We start from the raw sequence: 21,314 nt of genomic DNA on the forward strand, positions 1-21,314 counted from the left end.
CGGCACCATCTCGCGCAATTGGTGCCGCCGGATCGTTCTCCGAATTTGCATAGTTTCGGTCTGTGCCATGCTCAATCTCCTTCATCGGTGAGGCGATAGAGAACGATAGATGTTGATACGGGAAGCCCCCTCGAACTGCCGTGCGGTATTTTCGGGCTGGAGCGTACACATCGGCGGGTTTTCCCTCGGCTGCTAGGTGCAGCATAGGGGCGAGTAGGCGCTGATGGACGAGCCCAGAAGGTGCGAGGCCCGCGACAAGGCGGAGGCCAGTGGAAGACACGACTCCCCTTTAAAATCCGGTTCCGAAAGGAGTGTCGGTTCGATTCCAACCACCCGCACCATCTTCTCTTTCTACACAATCCGGGTCACTGAGTTCGGCTCTGCCAATGACCACCTGAATTCCGTGCTCATCCTCAGAGGGATCGGTGGTGCCACGCGTTTGGTGACGATCACACACACAGGAAGACTCGCCGGATCGCAACGCTGGCCTCCGCAGGCTAGCCTTCCAAGCCGCCCCCGGCAGTATCGGACCTGATGACGTCAAAGGCCGACAGCACCAGGGCGCAAATGCTTAGAAACCCGGTGGCAAAGGCCAGGAGAATGGCCCAAGTGAAGGCTTCTCTGGTCGGGCTGAAGCCGCCGATCACCCAAGGCACGATGACGAGCGCCACGACACCAGCAGTGCCCACGACCTCGTTCACGAGCATCATGGTGGAGCGGGTCGCCCTCGCCACGGCAGCCATGCGCAAGGCCGTATCGACATTGGCTGCCACGAGTATGAAGCTCAGAACGATGAAGAGTATTCCGGACCAAACAGGTTCCAAGGCGACCAGGCTGAACGAAAGCCCCACGGGTATGGCGAAGAGCACGAGGATGATGCGGGTGGAGGACCTGAAATAGGGCCTGACCACTTTGTCCACGGGACCAAGGCGGCGGAAGCCGGTTTCGATGTAAAAGAGCATTCCCACAATGAAGAGACCGATCAACCCGGCCGAAACCTCTGCCATCGTTAGGAGGAAATCGTCTGAAATTTGTTGCATGGTTCAAAGGCCTCAACGCGCAAGGAGGCCGGTCGCGCCGCCGCGACCAGTTCGGGATCGGATACTGTAGCGAGTCGCGCCGGGATGATAGCCAGACGGCGCGGCGGTCGAGGTCGAAGATGGTGCGGCCGGTACGACAACCAAGTTCCGTTGGAGCGCTAGGTTGAATTTTATCCAATCGGCCAGGCCGAAACCTCTCTAGGCATATTCACCGAAGCCGCGCGACCGCGTGGTCGTACAGGTGCATTCAGGCCATTGGAGAGATTGATGTACGAATTCCCGAAAGTTGGACCCGAACAGGAACGGTTCTCGCTCTTCGCGGGAGAATGGGACTCCCAGGTGCGGTTCTATTTTGACCCCACGCAGCCGCCAATGGAAAAGGCCGGGCGCTATACTGCCAAGCTCAATCTTGGCGGATATTTTCTCGACCGCGAGTTCGAAGTCGATCTGGATGACGCCGGCGACTTCGCACAACTGGCGTTTCATGGCCGAGGATTGACGGGATACGACCCTTTCGCAGGCAAATATCTCGGAGTTTGGGCGGACTCCGGAAGTCCCGCCTTGTATCAGACCGAGGGCGCGTTCGACGCTTCCGGCAGGGTCTTTAAGGAAGTGTCCGTAGGCCCAGGTCCTGACGGCAAGGAACTGCACTTGCGATTGATCACGGAAATAGCCGGTTCTGATCGCCAGCTCTTCAGCATCCGTCGGCTGCTTGAAACCGGCGAGGAAGTGCTCATTACGGAAATGGTCCACACTCGAAAACGGTAAACAAGGGTGATCGAACGCTGCGGCGCGAGAGAACGGCGGCTTTGCGCGAGCGGTGGAAGAGCGCGTTAGCCTCGCATCTATCGGAGGCGAAGCGGCGTCCCGCAACAGACGCCGCTTGGCGACCTGTGCGGATTCGTCCTCGGCGGCCTCATCCAGCCGGCGCAGCGGCGAGTCCGCCCCCTCCTAACTCGCTCGCGTGCGGCGCGCCACGTCGCCTGCTACTGGCGGCTGCCGACAAAGTCATTTGATTGGAAAGCAACAAGCGGAGTGTCGCTGAAGATCCAGAGTGGCATGTCTCTTGGACAGAACAGATCGCCAGGAGCTGAATTATGGATATCCTTAAAGACAAAGTCGCCATCGTTACTGGAGCAAGTTCAGGTATCGGCTATGCGGCTGCAAAGTTGTTCGCACAGGAAGGCGCCAAGGTCGTTGTGGCGGGACGCCGCAAGGCTGAGCTCGAAGCTCTGGTCGACGAAATCGAAAAGGCCGGCGGACAAGCCATCGCCGTTGCGGGCGACGTGAAGGACGAGGCACATGCAAAGGCCTTGGTCGACACCGCGATCGATCAGTTCGGCGGGCTCGATATCGCATTCAATAATGCCGGATCAAGCGGCGAGATGGGACCGGTGCCCGACCTTTCGGTCGCAGGATGGCACGACACTATCGACACCAACCTTACCAGCGCTTTTCTCGGTGCGAAGTACCAGGTGCCGGCGATGCTCGAGGGCGGCGGCGGCTCCATCGTCTTCACCTCGAGTTTCGTCGGCAACACCGTCGGCTTTCCGGGCACGGGCGCATATGCCGCTGCCAAGGCAGGGGTCGTAGGCTTGACCCGGGTGCTGGCTGCGGAGTTCGGCGCCCAGGGCATCCGGGCGAACGCGATTCTCCCGGGCGGCGCCGATACGCCGGCCAATCACGGCAACCTGCCAGGTGCTCCCGAGGGTACGCGAGCCTTCATCGAAGGTCTTCACGCGCTCAAGCGTCTTGGGCGGCCCGAGGAGATCGCCCAAGCCGCGCTCCACCTCGCGTCCGACGCATCGAGTTTCATCACGGGCGTTGCGCTTCTGGTCGACGGCGGCGTGTCGATCAACCGAACCTAGACGTGGAAACGGTCCTCCCGGGCGCAGCGAATGCCCGGCGGATTGCCCGAACGCATTCGCAAAGGAGACCTTCATGGGACGCGAACAGAATGTGGCGATCGTCGAGCGCGTATTCGGCGGACTTTGGCACGGCGCCAGCAAGATGGAGATGCTGGAAGAACTGATAGCACCCGATCATGTGTTTCACTTCCACAGCCCCATCAACCCAATCCCGGAGACCGGGCCCAAGGGTTACCGGCAGGTCCTGGAGGGTTTTGCAGCAGCGTTTCCCGACAATCTCGCCACCATCGAGCCGGTTACGGTTTCCGAAGGCGACTTCATCGTCAATCGCTGGCTGTTCGAGGGAACCCACCTAGGCCCTCTCGGCAAGATCCCTCCCACCGGCAAGAAGGTGTCGATAGAGGGCTTGGACATAACGCGCATTGCCAAAGGCAAGGTCGCCGAGACCTGGGTGTATGCCGACAATCTGGGCATGCTTATGCAACTCGGTGTCGTCACGCTGCCGACATAGGTCATGCGCCGCCGTTTGGTGGGTCTCCGGTCGACCGTCACTTCGGTTCCGGAGCAGCAAACGGAGTTTTCTCAGCTTCTGCGAGGCGTAGACCTCGCTTGGGACCAGCGGACCTGCCGCCACCCGAAGGCCCAACCCCGAAACACCGGCAGCACATAAGGGTTCATCATGTCGAAGGAAGAGGACAACAAGGCTATCGTCGGCCGATGGTTTGACGGCTTCTGGGGCAATCCCTGGAATCCTGAAATTATCAACGAACTCGCGGCGGCCAACATGCTCCTGCAATATTCACTGCATGAGCCGCGCCGTGGTCGTGACGACATTAAGGCATTCATGACCGACTTCCGCGAGGCGTTCCCGGATCTCGAGTTTGGTGGTGCGGCCGACCTCATTGCCGAAGGCGACTATGTGGTCGGACGTTGGGAAGGCGGAGGCACCCACACCGGCCCCGCGTTCAGCGACTTCCTCATCGGTTCGCTCCCGGCAAAGTCGGGCCGGAAGATGCACTTCACGGGAACGACCGTGCTTCGCGTCGAGAACGGCAAGATCGTCGAGGAAATCGGCCTGGACGACGGCGTGACCGCGCTCCAGCAACTCGAACTCATCCGGGCTGCCTGAGGCAAGACATGGGCATCGTTCGCAGGTTGGGCGACCCCCATCAATCCGAGCACGCCCTGCTTGGCACGCTCCACGAAGCCGCGCCGCTTTCCAATCCGGAAGCGGCGCGAACCGCTGTCTTTGCCGCGCTCAACGGCCTCGTCGCAGCGGGCGTCGCGACCTGGCGCGAACGAAGGGCAAACGGCATCGAACTACGCGGGATCGCCGGCGACACATGGTTGCTTGATGACCGGGGTGTGACGCGCGTCCGCTGATGCGCTCGTATTCCGTCCTCGCCGACCCTATTTCTATTCGAAAGCAAGAGCCGGAGTGCAGGCAGCGCAAAGGCGCGTCATCTTGGCCATAGACAGAAAATTCGGAAAGTTCGGCCATGAGCACGCTCGTCAAGGAAAGATCGAAGGAAGCCATCGCCACCGAGCGGGATCCACGCTGGGCTGGCGTTCTGGCGCGCGACCGGTCACTGGACGGCGACTTCTACTATTCCGTCGCCACCACAGGCATCTACTGTCGCCCGTCCTGCCCTTCGCGGACGGCGAATCCGAAGAATGTCCGTTTCCATGACAGTATCGCGGAGGCGGAGGCCCTGGGCTTCCGGGCATGCAAGCGCTGCAGGCCCGACCAGCCATCTGCGGACATTCAAAATGCTGAGACGGTCGCGCGAATCTGCCGATTGATCGAGCGGGCCGAAGAGATTCCGCCGCTTGGCGTCCTTGCTAAGGCAGCGGGACTGAGCCCGGGCTATTTCCATCGCGTATTCAAGGCGGTCACGGGTGTAACGCCAAAAGACTATGCCGCCGCCAATCGCGCCTCCAAAATTCGCCACGAACTGGGTCGAAGCACGACCGTGACCGAGGCGATCTATGACGCGGGGTTCAATTCGAACGGCCGCTTCTATGAGCAATCCGATCAGATGCTCGGTATGACCCCAACGGACTATCGGGCCGGCGGCGCCAATGCCGAAATCCGCTTCGCCGTCGGTGAGTGCTCGTTGGGCTCGATCCTGGTGGCGAAGAGCGAGAAGGGCGTCTGCGCGATCCTGTTGGGCGACGATCCTGACTTGCTCGTTCGCGACCTGCAGGATCGTTTTCCGCGCGCGCGACTGATCGGCGGCGATCTCGAATTCGAGGGACTGGTGGGACGGGTTGTGGGCCTCATCGAGGCACCCGAGCTCGGACTCGATCTACCGCTCGACATCCGTGGCACCGCGTTCCAGCAGCGCGTCTGGGCGGCCCTTCGCGAAATCCCGGCGGGCACGACCGCAACCTACAGCGACATCGCCCGGAAGATCGGCGCGCCCAAATCGGTGCGCGCTGTGGCTGGCGCCTGCGCGGCCAATGCGCTGGCCGTTGCGATCCCGTGTCACCGAGTGGTGAAGAGCGACGGCGCGCTCTCCGGCTATCGCTGGGGAGTCGAGCGCAAGCGCGTATTGATCGACCGCGAGGCCCGGGCCGCCTGAGCGGCCACACCGCCGTCAACGACGTGCGGAACGCCTGTCCGCCAGCGCCCATCGAACATCGATCTACGTTTTCTCGATTCGAAAGCAAGGGGCGGAGTGCAGCCAATCTGACGCAATGCGAGGGTGTGTCGGACACCAAGATGAAGGGCAAGATCATGAACGCTATCGCAGTGCAGGCCGATACGATGATCGAGGACATCGGCTTCGGCTTCGGTCAATTCTCGCTGGGCACCGTGCTCGTCGCGGCCAGCGATAAGGGCGTCGCCGCCATCCTGATGGGCGACGACCAAACCGCGCTTACTCGCGAACTGACCAGCGCCTTCCCGGGCGCGCGTCTCGCCGACCAGGCAGGACTGGAAGACATGACGGCAAAGGTCGTCGCCTTCCTTGACGCACCGCATAAGGGGCTGGAGCTTCCGCTCGACATTCGCGGCAACGCGCTGGAGCAGGCAATCTGGCAGGCATTGCGCGCTGTGCCGTCGGGCGAGACGATCACTTATGGCCAGATCGCCAAGGCGTTGCCGGTGCCCGCCACGGCCCAGGAGGTCGGCGCCGCCTGCGCCGCCAATGTCCTGGCGGTCGCTATCCCTTGCCACCGCGTGGTCAAGGCGGACGGCTCGATCTCGGGCTATCGCTGGGGCGTGCAGCGCAAGCGCAACCTGATCAACCGGGAGGCCGCGGCATGAGTACCGCAATGATGAGCACCGCAAGAAAACCCCATGAAGCGAGCAGCCGCGTAGAGGCGATCGACTGGTCGGCGGTCTCCGCCGACCTCGACCTCCAGGGTTGGGCGAACATGCCGAAGCTGCTTTCCGCAAGGGAGTGCGACACCGTCGCAGGTCGCTATGATATTGATGAGGACTTCCGCAGCCATATCATCATGGCGCGGCACGGCTTCGGGCGCGGCGAGTACAAATATTTCGCCTATCCCCTGCCATCGCTGGTCGAGGAGCTGCGCACGGACCTCTATCCGCACCTCGCGCCCATCGCCAACCGCTGGCACGAGACGATGGGGAGGGATGTGCGCTTTCCCGACGACCACGCCGCCTTCATCGCGCGCTGCCATGCGGCAGGACAGACCCGGCCGACGCCGCTGCTGCTCCAATACGGCAAGGACGACTACAACGCGCTCCACCAGGATCTCTACGGCGAACACGTCTTCCCGCTCCAGGTCGCGGTGCTTCTCAGCGAACCGGGAGAGGATTTCGAGGGCGGAGAATTCGTGCTGACCGAACAGCGCCCGCGTATGCAGTCGCGCGCCATGGTAGTGCCGCTCAGGCAGGGCGACGCGGTGGTGTTCGCCGTGAACAGCAGACCGGTCCAAGGTACGCGCGGCTCCTATCGCGTCAAGCTCCGCCACGGCGTCAGCAAGCTGCGCTCGGGCCATCGCCATACGCTCGGCATCATTTTCCATGACGCCAGCTGAAGCCAGGACATTTGCCATTCCGCCTGTTCGATTAGTGAGCAACAGGCGAAAGCCGCCCAACATCACCCGAATATCGTGCGCGACGAGTCGGCGGACAGGGGTGGTGCGATGCAGCGCTTGAAAGCAGGATGATGAGCCATCCTGTAAGATCGGCTTCTCGGCTTCTAGGAGGCGGTAAAACCTATAGCTGGATGATCGATGATCCAGAGCCAGGTTCCGTCTTCTTGCCGCGCCGCGACTTCTACCGTCACCGTCCCATTGGTCAGGACGGTTGAGGTCAAGGCGACATTGCCGTTTACTAGCGGAGGGGATTGTTCACCCGGAGCGAACCTCGGACGGTCCTTGCATAGCTCTGCATAAAAGGCTCGTATGGCATCTTGGCCAACAGCCTTCGATCCATCAGGCAGAACCAGAATGGCATCTTTGGAATATATACTTACTATGCCTTCGACATCGCCATCGTTGAGGTTGCTCAACAACAACTCTGAAAGTTCGTTTGGGGATAAAGCTGGTCCGCGCTTGCTCATTCTGGTTCTCGCTTGTGGTTACTGACGACAGTCGTTTAATGTGTGTGCCGCAACTTCGCCAGCGAACGGCAGTTCGCGGTTTCGAATACTTGGCTATTTGTTATCCGCTCCGCCAGCACGTCGGCGAACACGATTAGGTCCTTGCGATTGGCGACTGCGACGGGAGAGGATGATGGCGATGCCGATCAACGCCGCTCCCGCAAGCTGAATGAGGGTAATCGCTTCGCTGAGCACTGCGTAGGCGCCGCCCAGGGCGAAGACGGGGACCAGCGAGAGCACGACTCCGAAGCGGCCGGCTGTCATGCCGCGGAGCGCATGAAGGTGGAGCCACACCGCGGCGCTATGCTGGAGCAGGCCCGACAGAATAGCGAGCCAAAGTGCCTCGGGCGGCGGGGAGGCGGCAAGTGGCGGCGACGAGACGCCCGCCACAACGAGAAACGCCACGGCGCCCCCGAGAACCACGAGCCCAACCGTCTGCTGGGACAGCGCGAGCGGCAGCGGGCCGGCGTCGGCGACCAGGCGGCGGTTCAGCACCGCGTAGAGGGCTCCTGTCGCCGCCGACGCAAGCACCAGCAGGTCGCCATCGCGCGGGCGGCCGACACTGGCCAGGTCAGGCCCGGTGACCAGCAGAAGGCCTGCCACGATCACGGCGAGCACGACGAGGAACCGTCTGCCGATGCGCTCGCGTAGCAGCAAGGCGGCGAGCAGTGCGATCAGCACCGGTTCGGCAGTGGCGATAATGGCTGCATTGCCGGCGGTGGTTCGCGCCACGCCGAATGCAAAAACCGTATAGGTGAAGGCATATTCGATCGTGCCCGACGGCACGCTACGCTTCACCAAGCCGCCACTCGGCCATCGCCCGACCACGGCGCTGATGCAGCCGAGCAGCACGACGGAGGCAGCGAGCTGGATCAGAGCCAGTGAGAAGACGTCGAGACCCGCCTCCAGCGCAGCGCGCGAGGCAACGATTCCGAAGCCCCAGCCTGCTGCCGAGAGGACACCCAGCAGCGTGGGCCAGAACGGAGTGCGTGCGATGCTGGTGAGGGACGCAGGTGTGTGAGGCACCATGTGCTCACCGGTCTTTCTCGCGTGCCGCCTGCTCGACCGGGCAGACGTCTGGCGGGCAGTTGTCGAGATCGCACAGGCGGCACGTATGGTCGCAGGTTTCGCGATCAGACGTCATGGCCGTCAGCATGCGCTCGAGCAGGAGTTCCAATGTACTCCGGTCTTTAGAGCCCAACTGCGCCAGCGCTCGGTCGAGCACTTCGCGACGGGCGGCGAGGATGACGGCGACGCGGGCGCGACCTGCTTCGGTTGCGCTAAGCGTTCGCGCACGCCGGTCGGCGTCACTGACCTCACGCCTGACTAGCCCTTCGCGCACGAGTCGATCGACGAGGCGGGTCGTCCCCGCGGCCGAGAGGCGTAGGGTGCGCGACAGCGAGTCAATCGTCTCGTTTGGCCACGTGGCGATCTCGACGAGAGAGGCCGCTTCCGACGGGCCTCCGCTGGCGCGCTTGCGGATAGCCGAATAGAACTCGTCGGTCAGCGCGAGCGCGAGAGCCCCGAGGAGGTTGGCGATACGATTATTTGTTTGCATGGCGGAGCCCATGGCCCTGGCAGATTATTTGTTTGCGTCATGCAAGGAACTGTTGACGGCGCCGGACGTTCCAAACCTGCGAACCTTTTTTGCAGCAGCCGGAGGTAACGATGTCGACCTATCGTTATGCAATCCTCGAAGCCCCTTCTACACTGGGCTTGGCGACGGACGGTGTGGAGTGCTTGCCCGATCGGCTCCTGGAGCTAGGTTTTGCCGATCGGATCAATGCGCGTCGCGCAGGGCGACTGGCGGTGCCGCCGAAACATCCAACGCCCGATCCGGAGACTGGAACCTTAAATGCCGAGGCGATCGCGAGGTGGTCGCCCAAGCTTGCTGATGCGATGGAGACGCTGCTCGACGCGGGCGAGTTCCCCGTTGTGCTCGGCGGCGATTGCACGATCTTGTTGGGCTCGATGCTAGCCCTCAAACGGCGTGGCCGCTACGGCTTGCTTTTTATCGACGGCAATGCAGATTTTTTCCAGCCCGAGGCCGAGCCCAACGGCGAGGGTGCATCGATGGATCTCGCTTTCGCAACGGGGCATGGGCCGACGCTCCTGACCAACATTGAGGGCCGTGGTCCGCTGGTGCGATCGGAGGACGTCGTTGCGCTCGCGTACCGCGATCACAAGGATCAGAAAGATTTCGGCAGCCAGTCGCTGCCCAAAGAGCTTGTGGCGTTTGATCTTCCCGCCGTGCGCGAGATGGGAATCGAGGGCGCGATGCGCAAAGCGGTCGACCATTTGAGGCGCCCGGAGCTCGAAGGCTTCTTCATCCATCTGGACGCCGACTGTCTCGACGACTCTATCATGCCAGCCGTTGATTTTCGTGTGCCGGGCGGCCTGTCGTGGGACGAACTGGAGGCGGCGCTACGGATTGCCCTGGCGAGCGGCAACGCGGTCGGTATCGAGGTCGCCATATACAATCCGCGCCTCGACGAGGATGGCAGCGCTGGGCGCGGCCTGACCGAAGTACTGGCCACGGCACTCCTCGGCGCGGACCTCGCCGCGCTTTGACTCAAGCGCCGAGGTCTCGACGGCGGTGATAGTGGCGGCGGCTCTTGGCTGCGTTGCCGCATGTCGCCATGTCGCACCAGATGCGGCGGCCGCCCTTGGACTTGTCGATGAAGATCCAGCCGCATTGAGCTCCGCTGCAGATGCGCGATCGTCCCGCCGGCAGTTCGCCGAGGAGATCGACAGCGGCCATTGCGAGGCTATCGGCTATCAGGTCGAGGCCGCTTTGATCGCTGTCGAGGCTGGGGCCGATATGGCCGCACTCGCTGCGGAAGCGGGTCCGCGCCACAGCTTCCTTCCATATCGATTCGAGAACCCTGATCTCCGCCGCCGGGACCTCCACCCCCACGATCCGCGCCGAGACGATTCTATGCAGCGCCTCGCGCAGCCGCTTCGCACGATCGAGCGCAGCGGCGGCGCGCTCGGGAAACGATGCAGATATGCCGCGCAGACTCGCAAGGGTCGCTTCGTCGAACAGGCCGGCAAGCCCGGCCCAGTCCAGCAAGCGGCCATAGCCGTCGAACCAGTCTCGCGGCATTCTCGTGTCGCGTGCTGTGACGGTGTTGACGAAGTCCAGCACGACATGACCGCCAACCAGATCGCGCGCGACAAAATCGTGGGGCACAATTTGCATAACTGGTAATATCACGTTTACCGGTTGACTGTCACACCGGCAACCGGATAAATAGTTTTTAGAGGTTGAAATGGCCAGAGAGATGCAATCCGCGCCGAGCGCACCGTCCGGGCAGGGAGACTTCGATTTCCTCTTCGGCCAATGGCGAGTCGCCGATAGACGGCTGGCGGTGCGGCTTGCCGGAAGCAATGATTGGCTAGCATTCGACGGTGTCAGCGCGACCCGCCCAATCCTCGGCGGGCAGGCGAATATCGAAGACAATATCCTGAATTCCCCGGCCGGAACCTATCGCGCCGCAGCGATCCGCGCATTTGATCCTGCGCCGGGCCAATGGGCGATCTGGTGGCTCGACTCGCGCTATCCCGACAGCCTGGGGACACCTGTTGTAGGCCGGTTCGAAAATGGGGTTGGCACCTTTTACTCGGACGATATGCATGAAGGCCGGCCCGTCCGCACCCGCTTCCTGTGGACGCAGGTCACCTCGGGCGCACCGCGCTGGGAACAGGCGCTATCGGCTGATGGCGGAACCAGCTGGGAAACCAACTGGATCATGAACTTCACCCGGACCGGCGACTGAGATGGTCCACGGCCCCGCCCATGACAATCATGCCGGTCCCGAAGGACTTTCGCGTCGCCAAAGCTTCGCGCTCGCCGCGTACGGCGCGGTACTGGCGACCTTCGGCGCCAGGGCGAATGCGTTCACTGGCGAGCCGAGCAACCCGTCGGGCAGCTCGCGCGACTTCGACTTCCAGTCCGGACATTGGCGCGTAGCCCATCGCAGCCTGCGACGCAGTGGTTCCGGGCTCGAATGGCAGGAGAATGCGGGCAGCTGCGTCGCGGGGCCTCTCCTCGGCGGCAACGCCCATTGGGACGACCATGTCATTCACCTCGCCGGCGGAGCGTTTCGCGGCGCCACCATACGCGCGTTCAACTCCGAAACCGGGCGCTGGGCGATCTGGTGGCTCGATTCGCGCGAGCCCGATCGTATCGAACCGCCGATGATCGGCGGATTCCGCGACGGCATTGGCACCTTCTTCGGCGACACCATCCTCAACGAACGACCGACCAAGATAAGGTTCCTGTGGACGCGGACCGACACGCCCTCGCCGCGTTGGGAGCAAGCCTATTCAAGCGACGGCGGTGCCAGTTGGCAGACGGTCTGGACGATGGACTTCGCGCGTGCTGACGCGGCGTGATTTCTCGATTGCCGCCGGGGCATTCGCCATGGCCTCGGCCTGCACCCGCACGACGGCGCTGGCCGACAGCTCGACGTTGCTGCCCGAAAGAGTATTCAGTTGGCGAGTCTCACGCGGCCTCTAGGACGCGAAAGAACCAATAGCTGGATGATCAATGATTCAGAGCGAATCAATCAGACTGGGTAGGTGCTTTAATGCTTTTTGCAGCGCGTGAACCGCGGTTTCCCCTCTTTCGATTTGTCTCGCAGCTCTGGTACGGCGAGAATGCACCAAACCATTCGCATGAGAGCTTTCTGCCCACCGGCGAATTCGATCTTGTCATCAATACGCGGGATGGTGTTCTCCGGATTTACGATCCCGAGCAGATCGATGAGGCTGCCGTTTTCTCGGGTCCTCTGGTGGCGGGGCCCCATACCCGCCCCTACGTTATTGATACGGGTCAGCAGGCATCACTCTTGGGTGCGAAGTTCCGTCCAGGCGGCGCATATGCGATCTTTGGACTGCCGGCCGACGCATTGCGAGATCGGCACGTGCCTCTCGAATCTCTTTGGGGCTCGTCGGCGAGCCAACTGCAAGAGGAAGCGATGGCAGCGGCGACACCGGAAACGCGCATCGCTGTTCTTGAAAGAGCAATGTCGGCGCGGTTGACGGCTCACCCGAGCCCACACCCGGCGGTCGCCCACGCCATTAGTCGATTTCATACGCGGCATGGCGTTGATCTTATCGCAGCCGTGGCGGGAGAGGTCGATCTGAGTTCACATCGTTTCATCGACGTTTTTCGGCGCGAGGTCGGCCTTGCGCCCAAGCTGTACTGCCGTCTGCTTCGCTTCCGCCGCATAATGCGCGACATCGCACAGAGGCCGGACACGGATCTGACGAGCCTCGCTCTCGATTGCGGATATTATGATCAGTCTCATATGATCCGCGAGTTCAAGTCGTTCTCTGGCCTCACACCGTCTGCATACCGCGAGGCCGACGGCCGGTACGACAACCACGTTCCGTTGGAGCGCTAGGTTGAATTTTATCCAATCGGCCAGACCGAAACCTCTCTAGGCATATTCACCGAAGCCGCGCGACCGCGCGGTCGTGCAGGTGCACTTAGGCCATTGGAGAGATTGATGTACGAATTCCCGAAAGTTGGACTACTGCGCCTGCGATTGATCACGGAAATAGCCGATTCTGATCGCCAGCTTTTCGGAGACCGGCGAGGAAGTGCTTATCACTGAGATGGTTCACACTCGAACGCGATAAACGGAGCTATTCGGGTCGTTGCCGGGGCAGCGCCAAGGCGCCGGATCGATGGAACTGTATCTCATCCGCTATCGACTGACGGCAGCTGCGCGCGTGCGCCGATAGTCTCGCCTCTACGCACGTGCCGCAGCTTGTCCGGGTTGCGCATCACATGGATGGCGATGACCTTTGGGGGTGCCGATCAGTGACGGTGTCAGGAGAGTACGGACAAATCCCTCGGCAGCATATGCTTGAACAGCGCGATCACGCGCTGGCCCTCCTTTGGTTTCAGCGCAATCGCGTGACGCACTGCCGCAGCGATAAGCGTCATGGTCAGCCGAGAGAATGCCAGGATTGCCGGCGCCGGCGCGTCCGTGAACCGTTGCAGGGTTTCACGCAGCAATCCGGCAAGAAATTCGCCTTCTTCCTCATCAAGTTCTTGCAGCGCCCTGTCGGCCTGCGCCGCTTGCCAGATGTCGCGCATCACAGGATCGTCCAGGTACATCCGATAATAGCCTTCGACGATGCGGCACAGAGCCGGATGCAAATCCTCCGTGGTCTTCATTATGGCCAGTTCGCGCTGAACGCACGCGCGCTCGATGGTGTTGTAGCGCTCCGCGAGCGTTCCGATGATAGCCGTCTTGTCCGGAAAGTACTGGTAAAGCGATCCGAAGGGCACACCCGCGCGCTCGACGATGTCGCTCATGCGGAAGGCTTCGCTGCCCTTCTCCGAGATCAGTTCGACTGCACTTTCGAGGATTCGCTCGAACCGCTCCCGGCTGCGTCGTTGGGTTGGCACCAGGCGCGGTCGCGTAGCAGCCACTGCTTCCGTCACCGCCTGTTTCCCCTCTTTTGCGGTCACCGTCACCTCCGTGAATTTCGCCTTGACAGATTAAATACGAGAGATTATCGGTTTTGGCAAATGCGAGAAAGTCTCGTATTATAGCAAGAGAAAGGACGCTTCATGACGCAACCCCCCATCCTAATCATCGGCGCCGCCGGCAAGTCCGGCCTGCGAGTCAAGAATCTGCTTGAAGCGCAAGGCCATGAGGTCCGCGCCGCGTCGCGCTCCACCGCAATCCCATTTGACTGGACCCGGCGCGAAACCTGGGCCCCGGCGTTCGAGGGCGTGGCCAAGGCCTACGTCACTTATCAGCCCGATCTTGCCATCGAGGGCGCGGCCGACGACATCGCGGAGCTCAGCCATATCGCGCGCGGGAAGGGGGTCGAGCGGATTGTTTTGCTCTCGGGCCACAACGAACCCGGCGCGCAGCGGGCGGAGGTGGCGCTACAAAAATCGGGCGTTGGCTGGACCAATGTGCGCGCCAGCTGGTTCAATCAAAATTTCTCAGAGGGCTATCTGATCGACGGCGTGCTGGCGGGAGAGCTTGCACTGCCGGCGCCGCCCGTGCCTGAGCCCTTCATCGACGTCGACGACATAGCCGAAGTCGTGGCGGCAGTGCTCAACGACGATCGTCATAGCGAGAAGATCTATGAGGTTACGGGGCCTCGCGCGCTCACCTTTGGCGAGGCCGTGGCCGAGATCGCCGCCGCGGCAGGACGCCCGATCCGGTATCGCCAGATCTCACCAGAGGAGTTCACCGCAGACATGCGCCGGGCGGGCGTTCCAGAAGATGTGACGGAGCTTCTGATCGAGCTCTTTACCGTTGTGCTCGACGGACGCAATTCGCCCGTCATGCACGGCGTCGAAGAGGTGCTCGGCCGACCGGCGCGGGACTTTGCAGACTATGCGCGCGAAACTGCAGCCACCGGTGTGTGGAGGGTATGACAATGATGCAGCCTGTCATCACTAGCCTTTTGTGGTTCTCCGCCCTCGGCTGCGCATTGCTCGGCGGCCTCTACTTCTCCTTCTCGGCATTCATCCTGACGGCGCTGAACCGCATCGAGCAAGCGGCCGGCATCGCGGCGATGAATTCGATCAACGTCGTCATTTTGAAGTCGCTGTTCATGCCGTTCTTTCTCGGCACAAGCCTTGCCAGTCTGGCGCTCGCCAGCATGGCGCTATTTCGCTGGGGAGAGCCCGGCAGCCTCGCGATGTTGAGCGGAGGGATCCTCTATGTCGTCGGCATGTCCGTTGTGACCATGATGTTCAATGTGCCGCTCAACAATGCCCTCGCCGCCGTCGAGCCCGCGAGTGCGGAAGGTGCGCAAGTCTGGGCGCGCTACCTGAAGGATTGGGCCTTTTGGAACCATGTGCGGACGATTGCATGCATCGCGGCCTCCGCGCTCTTCATCGGCGCGATCGCCGCGAGATAGGTCGGTAAAGTAGTGGCGGCTCGCGCGAAAAGAGAGCCGCCACCGCTAGTATCAACAATGGCCTTTAGTCTAGTCGTGCTTCCAGCGGCGCGATAGTTTCTCGCGGATCCCGCACGTCAGCATACTGGACCAGCGGTCTCGCGGCGATGCTCATCGTGGTGGCGACGGCGTTGCGCCACGGGGTTTCGCCAGCTGCGCCAGCACCTACCGGCGCTGATTTCCCCGCGCAACAACGCCCGCCTGTTAGCCAGTCATGTCATTGCGTTGGCGGCCAGCATCGCCCGCGAGAGGGCGAACTGTAGCGGGCGACCGCACCGTCGCGTCGTAGCGTCCAACCCTTCGCCGAATGATGCCAAATCCTGAAAGGATCACCTGTGCCCTTCAAAAGGACGATACGGGAAAGCAGGGTCGAGATTGCACCGATTGTGCCTGGCAGGGTCAAGCAGGTGATGGCGACCGGCCCCAGCAATAGGTTCTCCAGCTGTGTCGAACGCGAGCGGAGCGACGGTGCTCCGCCCCTGGCGACTGAGATTGCCGTCATGCACAGGTGTGGTGGCCGCTGCCTGGTTGAGATAGTCGATGATGCCGAAACGGCGCTACTGAGGCACGAGCGCAGCACGCCGCGTGCGGGTTCGACTGCTCGATTTGGACCGTTCGCCATGAGCCTTGGCGGTTACCGACGATGAGGCGCGCCCTTCGGCAACTTCACTATCTCAGTGTTGCGGCTCAGGTAGGCAGTTTCAGGCGTACCGCGGAAATGTGCCAGGTCGATCAGTCGGTTGTCAGCCGCGCATTGAGGCAGCTTGAGCACAATCTCGGGGTATCGCTGTTCGAGCGAACGCGCAGTGGTGTGCGACTGACTCCGGCAGGACAGCAATTCCTGGCCGAGGCATTGCCGGCCGTTGAACAGCTCGAGTCCGCAGGGCGCACCGCTCGGGCGGCGCGCAGAGCCGAGTCAGGCCTGGTGCGCATCGGGATACTGACGTCGCTGGCGGGCGGATTTCTACGGCAGCTTGTCCAAAACTACGCGGAAAGGCATCCGCAGGTCACCATCGACGTTCGTGACGGCGGCCGGAGGCAGCATCTCGCGGCCGTCAGAGCCCGGCGATTAGATGCGGCCATTATTACGGGTTCGGAACCTGTCCCGGGATGCGAAACGCGAGAGCTATGGCGCGAGAGGGTCCATGTCGCGCTACCTGAAGGCCATGCGCTAGCCGCCAGACTCAAGCTTGACTGGCAGGATCTCAAGGCGGAGCACTTCATCGTGAGCCGGGCGGAACCGGGACCCGAAGTGCATGACTACATCGTTCGTCGGTCTGCCGACTACAGCACCTACCCTGATGTCGAAGAGAAGGCGGCGCTGCAGGACACGCTCATGAACCTCGTCAGCCTCGGCCAGGGCATCACTCTCGTCTCAGCGGCGTGGACTGCGGTCAAGGTTCCAGGGCTGGTGTTTCGGCCGCTGACCGCCCGAGCCGACATCGTGCCGTTCAGCGTCGTCTGGTCATCGGAAAATGATAACCCAGCCTTTCTGCGATTCCTGCAGACAGCACAATTTCTCACAGATCGCGGGCGCGGTGTCTCGGTTGGAGATGGCGCAGCCGCTATGAACGGCTAGGTCTGCAAGCAGCCCCTATGTGTCTGGTGAGTTCGTTTGCGCCTTATTTTGCGCCTTCCGCGCCTTGGCGAACCCCCGATCAGTAAGCATGAAGCGCGCAAGCATTGGAGCGATCAGCTTCAACGGGTCGCTGATCTCCTGCCTGGTTTCCCGAGCCAGGACCTCGGCGTAGGCCACCAGGTCGCCATGAAGCGCCGCTGACAGTTCGATCGTCACCTTTACTGGCTTTTCGTCTGAGATTCGGCCGAGTTTCAGCTTGGTCATGATCACCCTCCATATCGTTCGAGGACGAGATCGCGCGTTACGATCACACGTACGGGAAACCCAGGCCGGATGGTGAGCGTGGGCGCGACGTTGAGCTGGCGGCGCACAATTTGCTGCCCCGCGTCGTTGATGGTGTCCTGGCCGCCATTGCGGATGGCCTGAATCAACCGGTCATCCTCGTTGGTGGCAAGTTCGGCGCCGATGCTCAGCAAGGTCGAGAGACCCGCGGCCTTGGCGAGATCCCACCAGTGATAATCCACGCCGTCCTCAAGACCGGCATAGCCTTGGGTGTCGGCGCCGGGCTGGCGTTCCAGCACGATGGAGCGGCCGTTCGGGAAGATCAGCCGGTTCCAGACAAGGAGGATCCGGCGCTGACCGAAGCCGACATCGTTGCTGTATTCGCCGATGATGCGCGTGCCCTGGGGGACGAGCAGCAGGCGGCCGGTCGGACTGTCGTAGATGCTCTCGGTGACTTGGGCCGTGATCTGCCCCGGCAGGTCCGATCGAATGCCAGTGATCAGCGCGGCCGGGATCACCGCACCCGCCTGCAGCACGTAAGGTGACGCGGGCGCCATCACACGGTCAGGAGCGACCGTGCTGCGATCGACGCCGGCATGGAGGAAGGCCATTTGCCGCTCCTGTGCGGTTGGAGCGGATTGCCCCGGCAATCCGAGACCGGCCAGGTCGGAAATCGGGAGAGCGCTGCCTCCGGGCATTCCCGGGGCGACCGCCGTTCTCGTCTCGGTCTGGAAAAACACGCGTGAGGTCCGCGCCGCTTCCTCCTCCGCCAGCCTGCGTTGCTCTTCAGGGTCCGCCGCCGGCGTCACGACGGGCGAAGGGTTCACAGGTTGGCCGCGGTTCTGCGCATCGAGCATCGGGCGCCCTAAGTCGCCCGGGAGCGGCGGTCCGAGGACAGGGCCGGTGTAGTCTCGCGGCAGGCCGGAAAGGCCGTCGGCCGTCGGCCGGTTCTCGGTCGAATAGAGCTCATCGCCGCTTCTCCCGGCATCACGGGTCTGGAGGGCGTAGATCATAGCGCCGCCGATGCCGATCGAGGCGACCAGACCAAGCCCGGCCAGCATCTTGCGCGATAACCGCGTGACCCTGGGCGGCTCCGCGCGGAGTCGCATGGTCGCGGCGGTAGCGTTTGACGCGCCCGAGAGGGGAGCGTCGTCGCTATCCCTCGTTTCATTCTCGCTCATGACGAGGGCCTCCCATCGGTACGGACGATCCGGACGGTCTGCTGGCGGTTTCCGCTGCCAAGACGCAGCTCGGCGGCGCCGAAGAGCCGGTCGACGATCAGGATGTTCTGGTAGATGCGGCTGTTGACGATCTGGGCTTCGCCGTCTGCGCCGATGACGAAGAGCGGCGGCATCTCGCCCTGCACGATGCCGCGGGGGAACTCGACATAGACGTGCCGGCCATCGTCAAAGACCGAAATCGGCCGCCACGGCGGGGTGTCGCCGGTCAGGCCATAGCGGTAGTTGCGCGCCGCCACGCTCGGGATGACCGGTGTCGTGGGAATGGCCTGCCGTTGCGAAGCGGGCGGCTGCGGATACGCCCAGGCGACAGCCGGCATATAGGGGCGCTCGCCCGAGCGCAGCTCGATCATGTACATGCGCCGGTCGGTGGTGATGACGAGGTTGGTCGAGAGATCCGGCCGTGTCGGCTTGACGAGGACATGGACCCGCCGCGAGACGCCGCTGCCGCTTTCGGTGTCGCCGATGATCCAGCGTGCCGTGTCACCGGCTGCGATCGGCCCAGCGCCCGTCAGACTTTCGCCGGGCTCGAGCGCGATATTGGTGATCTGCCCAGGCGCCCCATAGACCTGATAGAGGGCGCCTTCGCTCCAGGGATAGATCTGGATCGAATTGTAGTAGCCCTCGCGGCGCGGTTCGATCCGCGCAGCCGCATTGGCGTTCTGCACACGCCCGGTGGGCGTGGTTGCGGCCGCTCCGCCTTGCGAAGGGGTCCAGGCCGGCGGGATATGCAGCGGCCGAGGACGCTGGTCCGCGACGGCTGCCGGCAAGGCCGGCAGCGGTGGCACATCAGCGTCGTAGCTGATCTGCGGCGGCTTCGGCGACGTGGTGCAGCCAGCGAGTGCCGTGGCGGAAAGCAGGATTGCCGCAAACGCGGATTTACGGAAAAGCGGCTTCCCGGCATGGCGGGAAATCTGCCCGTTCATTGGCTCATCTCCCGTGACCAGTTGATGGCGTCGACGTAGATGCCGAGCGGGTTCGCCCTGAGCCGATCAGCGTTTCGCGGGACCTTCACGACGATCGTCAGGATGGCGGTCCACCGCTCTGTCGTGGCGAGCTGGCCGTTCTCGTAGCGCCGTTCCGTCCAGGCGACGCGGAAGCTGTCCGGGGACGCCCGGATCACGCTGGACACCTCGACGGCGACCTGCTGGCGCCCGACCCTGGTAAAGGGGTCATTAGCGCGGGCGTAATCGTTAAGCGCCGCGGCGCCTCGGTCGGTGGTGAATTCGTAAGCACGCAGCCAATTCTGCCGCACGATGATCGCGTCGGACGGGATCGAGCGAACCTGCTCGATGAAGCGGGCCAGGTGGAAGGCAATCTGCGGATCCGTCGGCTGGTAGGCAGCATCAGCCGGCGCCACCGCTTGCGCCTGACCAAGCTGATCGACCTGCACGACCCACGGCACTACGGTTCCGCGCGCCGATTGCCAGACCAGCGCGGTGGCGAAGCCGGCGGAGAGGATCAGCGAGCCGAAGGCCATGAGTCGCCAACTACGGGCCTGCACACGGGCGGATCCGATGCGTTCGTCCCAGACCTGTGCGGCACGCTGATAGGGAGTTTCGGGGGCCGGCGCCTTGCCGTAATGGGTGGAGGGACGTTTGAACATCAGCGATCGCCTTCGGAGAGATTGACGGAAGAGCCGCCGCCATGAGCATCGCCAGAGCGGACGGCGTGCGCCGTCGCCTGGACGGCATGGGTCATGCGTTGGGAGCGGCGCATGCGCTTCGCCCATTCGGGCGGGCCACCGGAGGAAGCGACGGCCGAGCCGCCGCCATCTCCGACGAGGTCACCACCGATGGTCCCCATCGACGAGGAGCCGCCGGTGGCTTCGAACGCCGCCATGCCGCCGGCATTGAAGCTCGAGCGCATGCTCTCGGTGGCGCGTGAGGTCGCACGGCGGAGCGGCGAGACGGCCGCGCTGCCGCCAACGCGGGCAATACCGCCGAGACCTGATGCAACGCCAGCCGCGCCCGACTTGCCGGCTGCGCTGAGGCTGTACGCTGTGGACGCTCCGCCTACGATCGCCGCGCCCCCCCCCGCGCAGCGGCGGCAGCGCCTCCGGCAAGCGCTGCACCGCCAGATGCAATCGTGCCGACGGCGCCGGTGCCGGCGGCGACCAGGCCGCCTGCCGCTATGCCCGTGCCTACCGCCGCACCGGCGCTGAGTTGCGGACCGCCGGAGACGATGCCGCTGGCGATGCCGGGGCCGAAGATGCCGAGGCCGAGCAGCGACAGCGCGGCAAGCACGATGGCCATGGCCTCATCGATGGAGGGGGTTGCGCCGCCGAAACCGGCGGTGAACTCGGAAAAGAGCCTCGAGCCGATGCCAATGATGACGGCGAGCACCAGAACCTTGATGCCGGATGAGATGACGTTGCCGAGCACACGTTCGGCCATGAAGGCGGACTTGCCGAACAGGCCGAACGGGATCAGCACGAAGCCGGCGAGGGTGGTGAGCTTGAATTCGATCAGCGTGACGAAGAGTTGGATGGCGAGAATGAAGAAGGCGAGCAGCACCAGTGCCCAGGCCAGGAACATGCAGGCGATCTGGATGAAGTTCTCGAAGAAGGACCAGTAACCCATGAGGCTGGAGATGGAGTCGAGTAGTGGCCGGCCCGCATCGAGGCCGGTCTGCGCGACCTTCCCGGGGCGCAGCAGGTCAGCTGTCGTGAATGCGGTTCCGCTCGCCTTAAGGCCAAGACCGGCGAAGCTCTCGAAAACGATGCGGGCGAGGTTGTTCCAGTTGCCGATAATGTAGGCGAAGACACCGACGAAGAGCGTCTTCTT

At 62.9% G+C, this 21,314-nt stretch carries 25 protein-coding genes and 1 pseudogene; 15 read left to right on the plus strand and 11 right to left on the minus strand.

The window, feature by feature from the left end; all coding sequences use genetic code 11:
• Positions 1-497 precede the first annotated feature (497 nt).
• Positions 498-1,040 carry a hypothetical protein gene (locus MAXJ12_RS24120; RefSeq protein WP_008838658.1) on the minus strand — a complete coding sequence of 181 codons (543 nt, stop codon included), beginning with the start codon at positions 1,038-1,040 and terminating at the stop codon, positions 498-500.
• A 267-nt stretch (positions 1,041-1,307) separates the two neighbouring features.
• On the opposite strand from MAXJ12_RS24120, the gene MAXJ12_RS34600 reads away from it, so the two are divergent.
• From MAXJ12_RS34600 to MAXJ12_RS24160, 8 genes are all read left to right on the plus strand, one after another.
• Positions 1,308-1,808: a DUF1579 family protein gene (locus MAXJ12_RS34600; RefSeq protein ID WP_008838659.1), complete on the plus strand. Its 501-nt coding sequence runs from the start codon at positions 1,308-1,310 to the stop codon at positions 1,806-1,808.
• A 329-nt stretch (positions 1,809-2,137) separates the two neighbouring features.
• Entirely contained in the window at positions 2,138-2,908 is a 771-nt protein-coding gene (locus MAXJ12_RS24130; RefSeq protein ID WP_008838660.1) for an SDR family oxidoreductase, read from the plus strand.
• Between the two features lie 73 nt (positions 2,909-2,981).
• Positions 2,982-3,419, plus strand: a complete 438-nt coding sequence (locus MAXJ12_RS24135; RefSeq protein WP_008838661.1) for an ester cyclase — start codon at positions 2,982-2,984, stop codon at positions 3,417-3,419.
• 168 nt (positions 3,420-3,587) lie between these two features.
• Entirely contained in the window at positions 3,588-4,037 is a 450-nt protein-coding gene (locus MAXJ12_RS24140) for an ester cyclase (RefSeq protein ID WP_008838662.1), read from the plus strand.
• 8 nt (positions 4,038-4,045) lie between these two features.
• Entirely contained in the window at positions 4,046-4,291 is a 246-nt protein-coding gene (locus MAXJ12_RS24145; protein ID WP_008838663.1) for a hypothetical protein, read from the plus strand.
• A 116-nt stretch (positions 4,292-4,407) separates the two neighbouring features.
• The gene (ada, locus tag MAXJ12_RS24150) at positions 4,408-5,493 is read left to right on the plus strand and encodes a bifunctional DNA-binding transcriptional regulator/O6-methylguanine-DNA methyltransferase Ada (RefSeq protein WP_008838664.1); all 1,086 of its coding nucleotides are present in this window, start codon (positions 4,408-4,410) and stop codon (positions 5,491-5,493) included.
• Positions 5,494-5,633: 140 nt separating this feature from the next.
• Complete coding sequence (locus MAXJ12_RS24155; RefSeq protein WP_202946697.1) at positions 5,634-6,179, plus strand: methylated-DNA--[protein]-cysteine S-methyltransferase; 546 nt, start codon at positions 5,634-5,636, stop codon at positions 6,177-6,179.
• Positions 6,176-6,919, plus strand: a complete 744-nt coding sequence (locus MAXJ12_RS24160) for a 2OG-Fe(II) oxygenase (RefSeq protein WP_040587692.1) — start codon at positions 6,176-6,178, stop codon at positions 6,917-6,919. Before MAXJ12_RS24155 ends, MAXJ12_RS24160 begins: the two co-directional genes overlap by 4 nt.
• A 164-nt stretch (positions 6,920-7,083) precedes the next feature.
• On the opposite strand, the gene MAXJ12_RS35620 is transcribed toward MAXJ12_RS24160, so the two are convergent.
• The 3 genes from MAXJ12_RS35620 to MAXJ12_RS24170 form a co-directional block, all read right to left on the minus strand.
• Positions 7,084-7,446, minus strand: a complete 363-nt coding sequence (locus MAXJ12_RS35620) for a YybH family protein (protein WP_139044013.1) — start codon at positions 7,444-7,446, stop codon at positions 7,084-7,086.
• A 93-nt stretch (positions 7,447-7,539) separates the two neighbouring features.
• A complete protein-coding gene (locus MAXJ12_RS24165) occupies positions 7,540-8,514 on the minus strand; it encodes a DMT family transporter (RefSeq protein ID WP_008838668.1) in 975 nt (324 codons plus the stop codon).
• Between the two features lie 4 nt (positions 8,515-8,518).
• Positions 8,519-9,043, minus strand: a complete 525-nt coding sequence (locus tag MAXJ12_RS24170) for a MarR family winged helix-turn-helix transcriptional regulator (protein WP_040587707.1) — start codon at positions 9,041-9,043, stop codon at positions 8,519-8,521.
• Positions 9,044-9,153: 110 nt separating this feature from the next.
• On the opposite strand from MAXJ12_RS24170, the gene MAXJ12_RS24175 reads away from it, so the two are divergent.
• On the plus strand, positions 9,154-10,056 hold the full coding sequence (locus MAXJ12_RS24175) for an arginase family protein (RefSeq protein WP_008838670.1): 903 nt from the start codon (positions 9,154-9,156) through the stop codon (positions 10,054-10,056).
• Between the two features lies 1 nt (position 10,057).
• Here MAXJ12_RS24175 and MAXJ12_RS24180 read toward each other — a convergent pair whose 3' ends face one another.
• Positions 10,058-10,687: a CGNR zinc finger domain-containing protein gene (locus tag MAXJ12_RS24180; protein ID WP_008838671.1), complete on the minus strand. Its 630-nt coding sequence runs from the start codon at positions 10,685-10,687 to the stop codon at positions 10,058-10,060.
• Between the two features lie 70 nt (positions 10,688-10,757).
• Here MAXJ12_RS24180 and MAXJ12_RS24185 point away from each other — a divergent pair, with 70 nt between their 5' ends.
• The 3 genes from MAXJ12_RS24185 (at position 10,758) to MAXJ12_RS24195 (ending at position 12,896) form a co-directional block, all read left to right on the plus strand.
• Positions 10,758-11,264: a hypothetical protein gene (locus tag MAXJ12_RS24185; RefSeq protein WP_008838672.1), complete on the plus strand. Its 507-nt coding sequence runs from the start codon at positions 10,758-10,760 to the stop codon at positions 11,262-11,264.
• A 1-nt stretch (position 11,265) separates the two neighbouring features.
• Positions 11,266-11,883, plus strand: a complete 618-nt coding sequence (locus MAXJ12_RS24190; RefSeq protein WP_008838673.1) for a hypothetical protein — start codon at positions 11,266-11,268, stop codon at positions 11,881-11,883.
• 194 nt (positions 11,884-12,077) lie between these two features.
• Positions 12,078-12,896: an AraC family transcriptional regulator gene (locus MAXJ12_RS24195; protein ID WP_008838674.1), complete on the plus strand. Its 819-nt coding sequence runs from the start codon at positions 12,078-12,080 to the stop codon at positions 12,894-12,896.
• A 431-nt stretch (positions 12,897-13,327) separates the two neighbouring features.
• On the opposite strand, the gene MAXJ12_RS24200 is transcribed toward MAXJ12_RS24195, so the two are convergent.
• Positions 13,328-13,981: a TetR/AcrR family transcriptional regulator gene (locus MAXJ12_RS24200; RefSeq protein WP_008838675.1), complete on the minus strand. Its 654-nt coding sequence runs from the start codon at positions 13,979-13,981 to the stop codon at positions 13,328-13,330.
• Positions 13,982-14,077: 96 nt separating this feature from the next.
• On the opposite strand from MAXJ12_RS24200, the gene MAXJ12_RS24205 reads away from it, so the two are divergent.
• The 3 genes from MAXJ12_RS24205 to MAXJ12_RS24215 all read left to right on the plus strand — a co-directional run bounded on the left by MAXJ12_RS24205 (position 14,078) and on the right by MAXJ12_RS24215 (position 17,008).
• On the plus strand, positions 14,078-14,902 hold the full coding sequence (locus MAXJ12_RS24205; protein ID WP_008838676.1) for an NmrA family NAD(P)-binding protein: 825 nt from the start codon (positions 14,078-14,080) through the stop codon (positions 14,900-14,902).
• 2 nt (positions 14,903-14,904) lie between these two features.
• A complete protein-coding gene (locus MAXJ12_RS24210; protein WP_040587695.1) occupies positions 14,905-15,390 on the plus strand; it encodes an anthrone oxygenase family protein in 486 nt (161 codons plus the stop codon).
• Between the two features lie 682 nt (positions 15,391-16,072).
• Complete coding sequence (locus tag MAXJ12_RS24215) at positions 16,073-17,008, plus strand: LysR family transcriptional regulator (RefSeq protein WP_008838678.1); 936 nt, start codon at positions 16,073-16,075, stop codon at positions 17,006-17,008.
• Between the two features lie 15 nt (positions 17,009-17,023).
• On the opposite strand, the gene MAXJ12_RS24220 is transcribed toward MAXJ12_RS24215, so the two are convergent.
• From MAXJ12_RS24220 to trbL, 5 genes and pseudogenes are all read right to left on the minus strand, one after another.
• Complete coding sequence (locus tag MAXJ12_RS24220; protein WP_008838679.1) at positions 17,024-17,272, minus strand: DUF2274 domain-containing protein; 249 nt, start codon at positions 17,270-17,272, stop codon at positions 17,024-17,026.
• 2 nt (positions 17,273-17,274) lie between these two features.
• Positions 17,275-18,471: a TraB/TrbI/VirB10 family type IV secretion system protein gene (locus MAXJ12_RS24225; RefSeq protein WP_008838680.1), complete on the minus strand. Its 1,197-nt coding sequence runs from the start codon at positions 18,469-18,471 to the stop codon at positions 17,275-17,277.
• Positions 18,468-19,454, minus strand: a complete 987-nt coding sequence (gene trbG / locus MAXJ12_RS24230; RefSeq protein ID WP_008838681.1) for a P-type conjugative transfer protein TrbG — start codon at positions 19,452-19,454, stop codon at positions 18,468-18,470. Before trbG ends, MAXJ12_RS24225 begins: the two co-directional genes overlap by 4 nt.
• Positions 19,451-20,134, minus strand: coding sequence for a conjugal transfer protein TrbF (gene trbF, locus MAXJ12_RS24235; RefSeq protein WP_008838682.1), 684 nt, complete (start codon positions 20,132-20,134; stop codon positions 19,451-19,453). The genes trbG and trbF overlap by 4 nt, the downstream gene beginning before the upstream one ends.
• Positions 20,134-21,314 (minus strand): annotated as a pseudogene (trbL, locus tag MAXJ12_RS24240) (P-type conjugative transfer protein TrbL); the annotation flags it as partial. The gene trbF and the pseudogene trbL, both read right to left, overlap by 1 nt.

The organism is Mesorhizobium alhagi CCNWXJ12-2, assembly GCF_000236565.1.
GTDB classification, from domain to species: Bacteria; Pseudomonadota; Alphaproteobacteria; order Rhizobiales; family Rhizobiaceae; genus Allomesorhizobium; species Allomesorhizobium alhagi.

What these genes read in the sequence shown, in the direction of transcription:
- MAXJ12_RS24130 (WP_008838660.1), top strand. Translation starts at nt 2,138, where the DNA reads ATGGATATCCTTAAAGACAAAGTCGCCATCGTTACTGGAGCAAGTTCA.
- MAXJ12_RS24170 (WP_040587707.1), bottom strand. Translation starts at nt 9,043, where the DNA reads ATGCAAACAAATAATCGTATCGCCAACCTCCTCGGGGCTCTCGCGCTC.
- MAXJ12_RS24135 (WP_008838661.1), top strand. Translation starts at nt 2,982, where the DNA reads ATGGGACGCGAACAGAATGTGGCGATCGTCGAGCGCGTATTCGGCGGA.
- MAXJ12_RS34600 (WP_008838659.1), top strand. Translation starts at nt 1,308, where the DNA reads ATGTACGAATTCCCGAAAGTTGGACCCGAACAGGAACGGTTCTCGCTC.
- MAXJ12_RS24140 (WP_008838662.1), top strand. Translation starts at nt 3,588, where the DNA reads ATGTCGAAGGAAGAGGACAACAAGGCTATCGTCGGCCGATGGTTTGAC.
- MAXJ12_RS24190 (WP_008838673.1), top strand. Translation starts at nt 11,266, where the DNA reads ATGGTCCACGGCCCCGCCCATGACAATCATGCCGGTCCCGAAGGACTT.
- MAXJ12_RS24120 (WP_008838658.1), bottom strand. Translation starts at nt 1,040, where the DNA reads ATGCAACAAATTTCAGACGATTTCCTCCTAACGATGGCAGAGGTTTCG.
- MAXJ12_RS24220 (WP_008838679.1), bottom strand. Translation starts at nt 17,272, where the DNA reads ATGACCAAGCTGAAACTCGGCCGAATCTCAGACGAAAAGCCAGTAAAG.
- MAXJ12_RS24195 (WP_008838674.1), top strand. Translation starts at nt 12,078, where the DNA reads ATGCTTTTTGCAGCGCGTGAACCGCGGTTTCCCCTCTTTCGATTTGTC.
- MAXJ12_RS24155 (WP_202946697.1), top strand. Translation starts at nt 5,634, where the DNA reads ATGAAGGGCAAGATCATGAACGCTATCGCAGTGCAGGCCGATACGATG.
- trbG (WP_008838681.1), bottom strand. Translation starts at nt 19,454, where the DNA reads ATGAACGGGCAGATTTCCCGCCATGCCGGGAAGCCGCTTTTCCGTAAA.
- MAXJ12_RS24165 (WP_008838668.1), bottom strand. Translation starts at nt 8,514, where the DNA reads ATGGTGCCTCACACACCTGCGTCCCTCACCAGCATCGCACGCACTCCG.
- MAXJ12_RS24160 (WP_040587692.1), top strand. Translation starts at nt 6,176, where the DNA reads ATGAGTACCGCAATGATGAGCACCGCAAGAAAACCCCATGAAGCGAGC.
- MAXJ12_RS24215 (WP_008838678.1), top strand. Translation starts at nt 16,073, where the DNA reads ATGAGGCGCGCCCTTCGGCAACTTCACTATCTCAGTGTTGCGGCTCAG.
- MAXJ12_RS24205 (WP_008838676.1), top strand. Translation starts at nt 14,078, where the DNA reads ATGACGCAACCCCCCATCCTAATCATCGGCGCCGCCGGCAAGTCCGGC.
- MAXJ12_RS24225 (WP_008838680.1), bottom strand. Translation starts at nt 18,471, where the DNA reads ATGAGCGAGAATGAAACGAGGGATAGCGACGACGCTCCCCTCTCGGGC.
- MAXJ12_RS24145 (WP_008838663.1), top strand. Translation starts at nt 4,046, where the DNA reads ATGGGCATCGTTCGCAGGTTGGGCGACCCCCATCAATCCGAGCACGCC.
- MAXJ12_RS24185 (WP_008838672.1), top strand. Translation starts at nt 10,758, where the DNA reads ATGGCCAGAGAGATGCAATCCGCGCCGAGCGCACCGTCCGGGCAGGGA.
- MAXJ12_RS24175 (WP_008838670.1), top strand. Translation starts at nt 9,154, where the DNA reads ATGTCGACCTATCGTTATGCAATCCTCGAAGCCCCTTCTACACTGGGC.
- MAXJ12_RS35620 (WP_139044013.1), bottom strand. Translation starts at nt 7,446, where the DNA reads ATGAGCAAGCGCGGACCAGCTTTATCCCCAAACGAACTTTCAGAGTTG.
- MAXJ12_RS24210 (WP_040587695.1), top strand. Translation starts at nt 14,905, where the DNA reads ATGATGCAGCCTGTCATCACTAGCCTTTTGTGGTTCTCCGCCCTCGGC.
- MAXJ12_RS24180 (WP_008838671.1), bottom strand. Translation starts at nt 10,687, where the DNA reads ATGCAAATTGTGCCCCACGATTTTGTCGCGCGCGATCTGGTTGGCGGT.
- trbF (WP_008838682.1), bottom strand. Translation starts at nt 20,134, where the DNA reads ATGTTCAAACGTCCCTCCACCCATTACGGCAAGGCGCCGGCCCCCGAA.
- ada (WP_008838664.1), top strand. Translation starts at nt 4,408, where the DNA reads ATGAGCACGCTCGTCAAGGAAAGATCGAAGGAAGCCATCGCCACCGAG.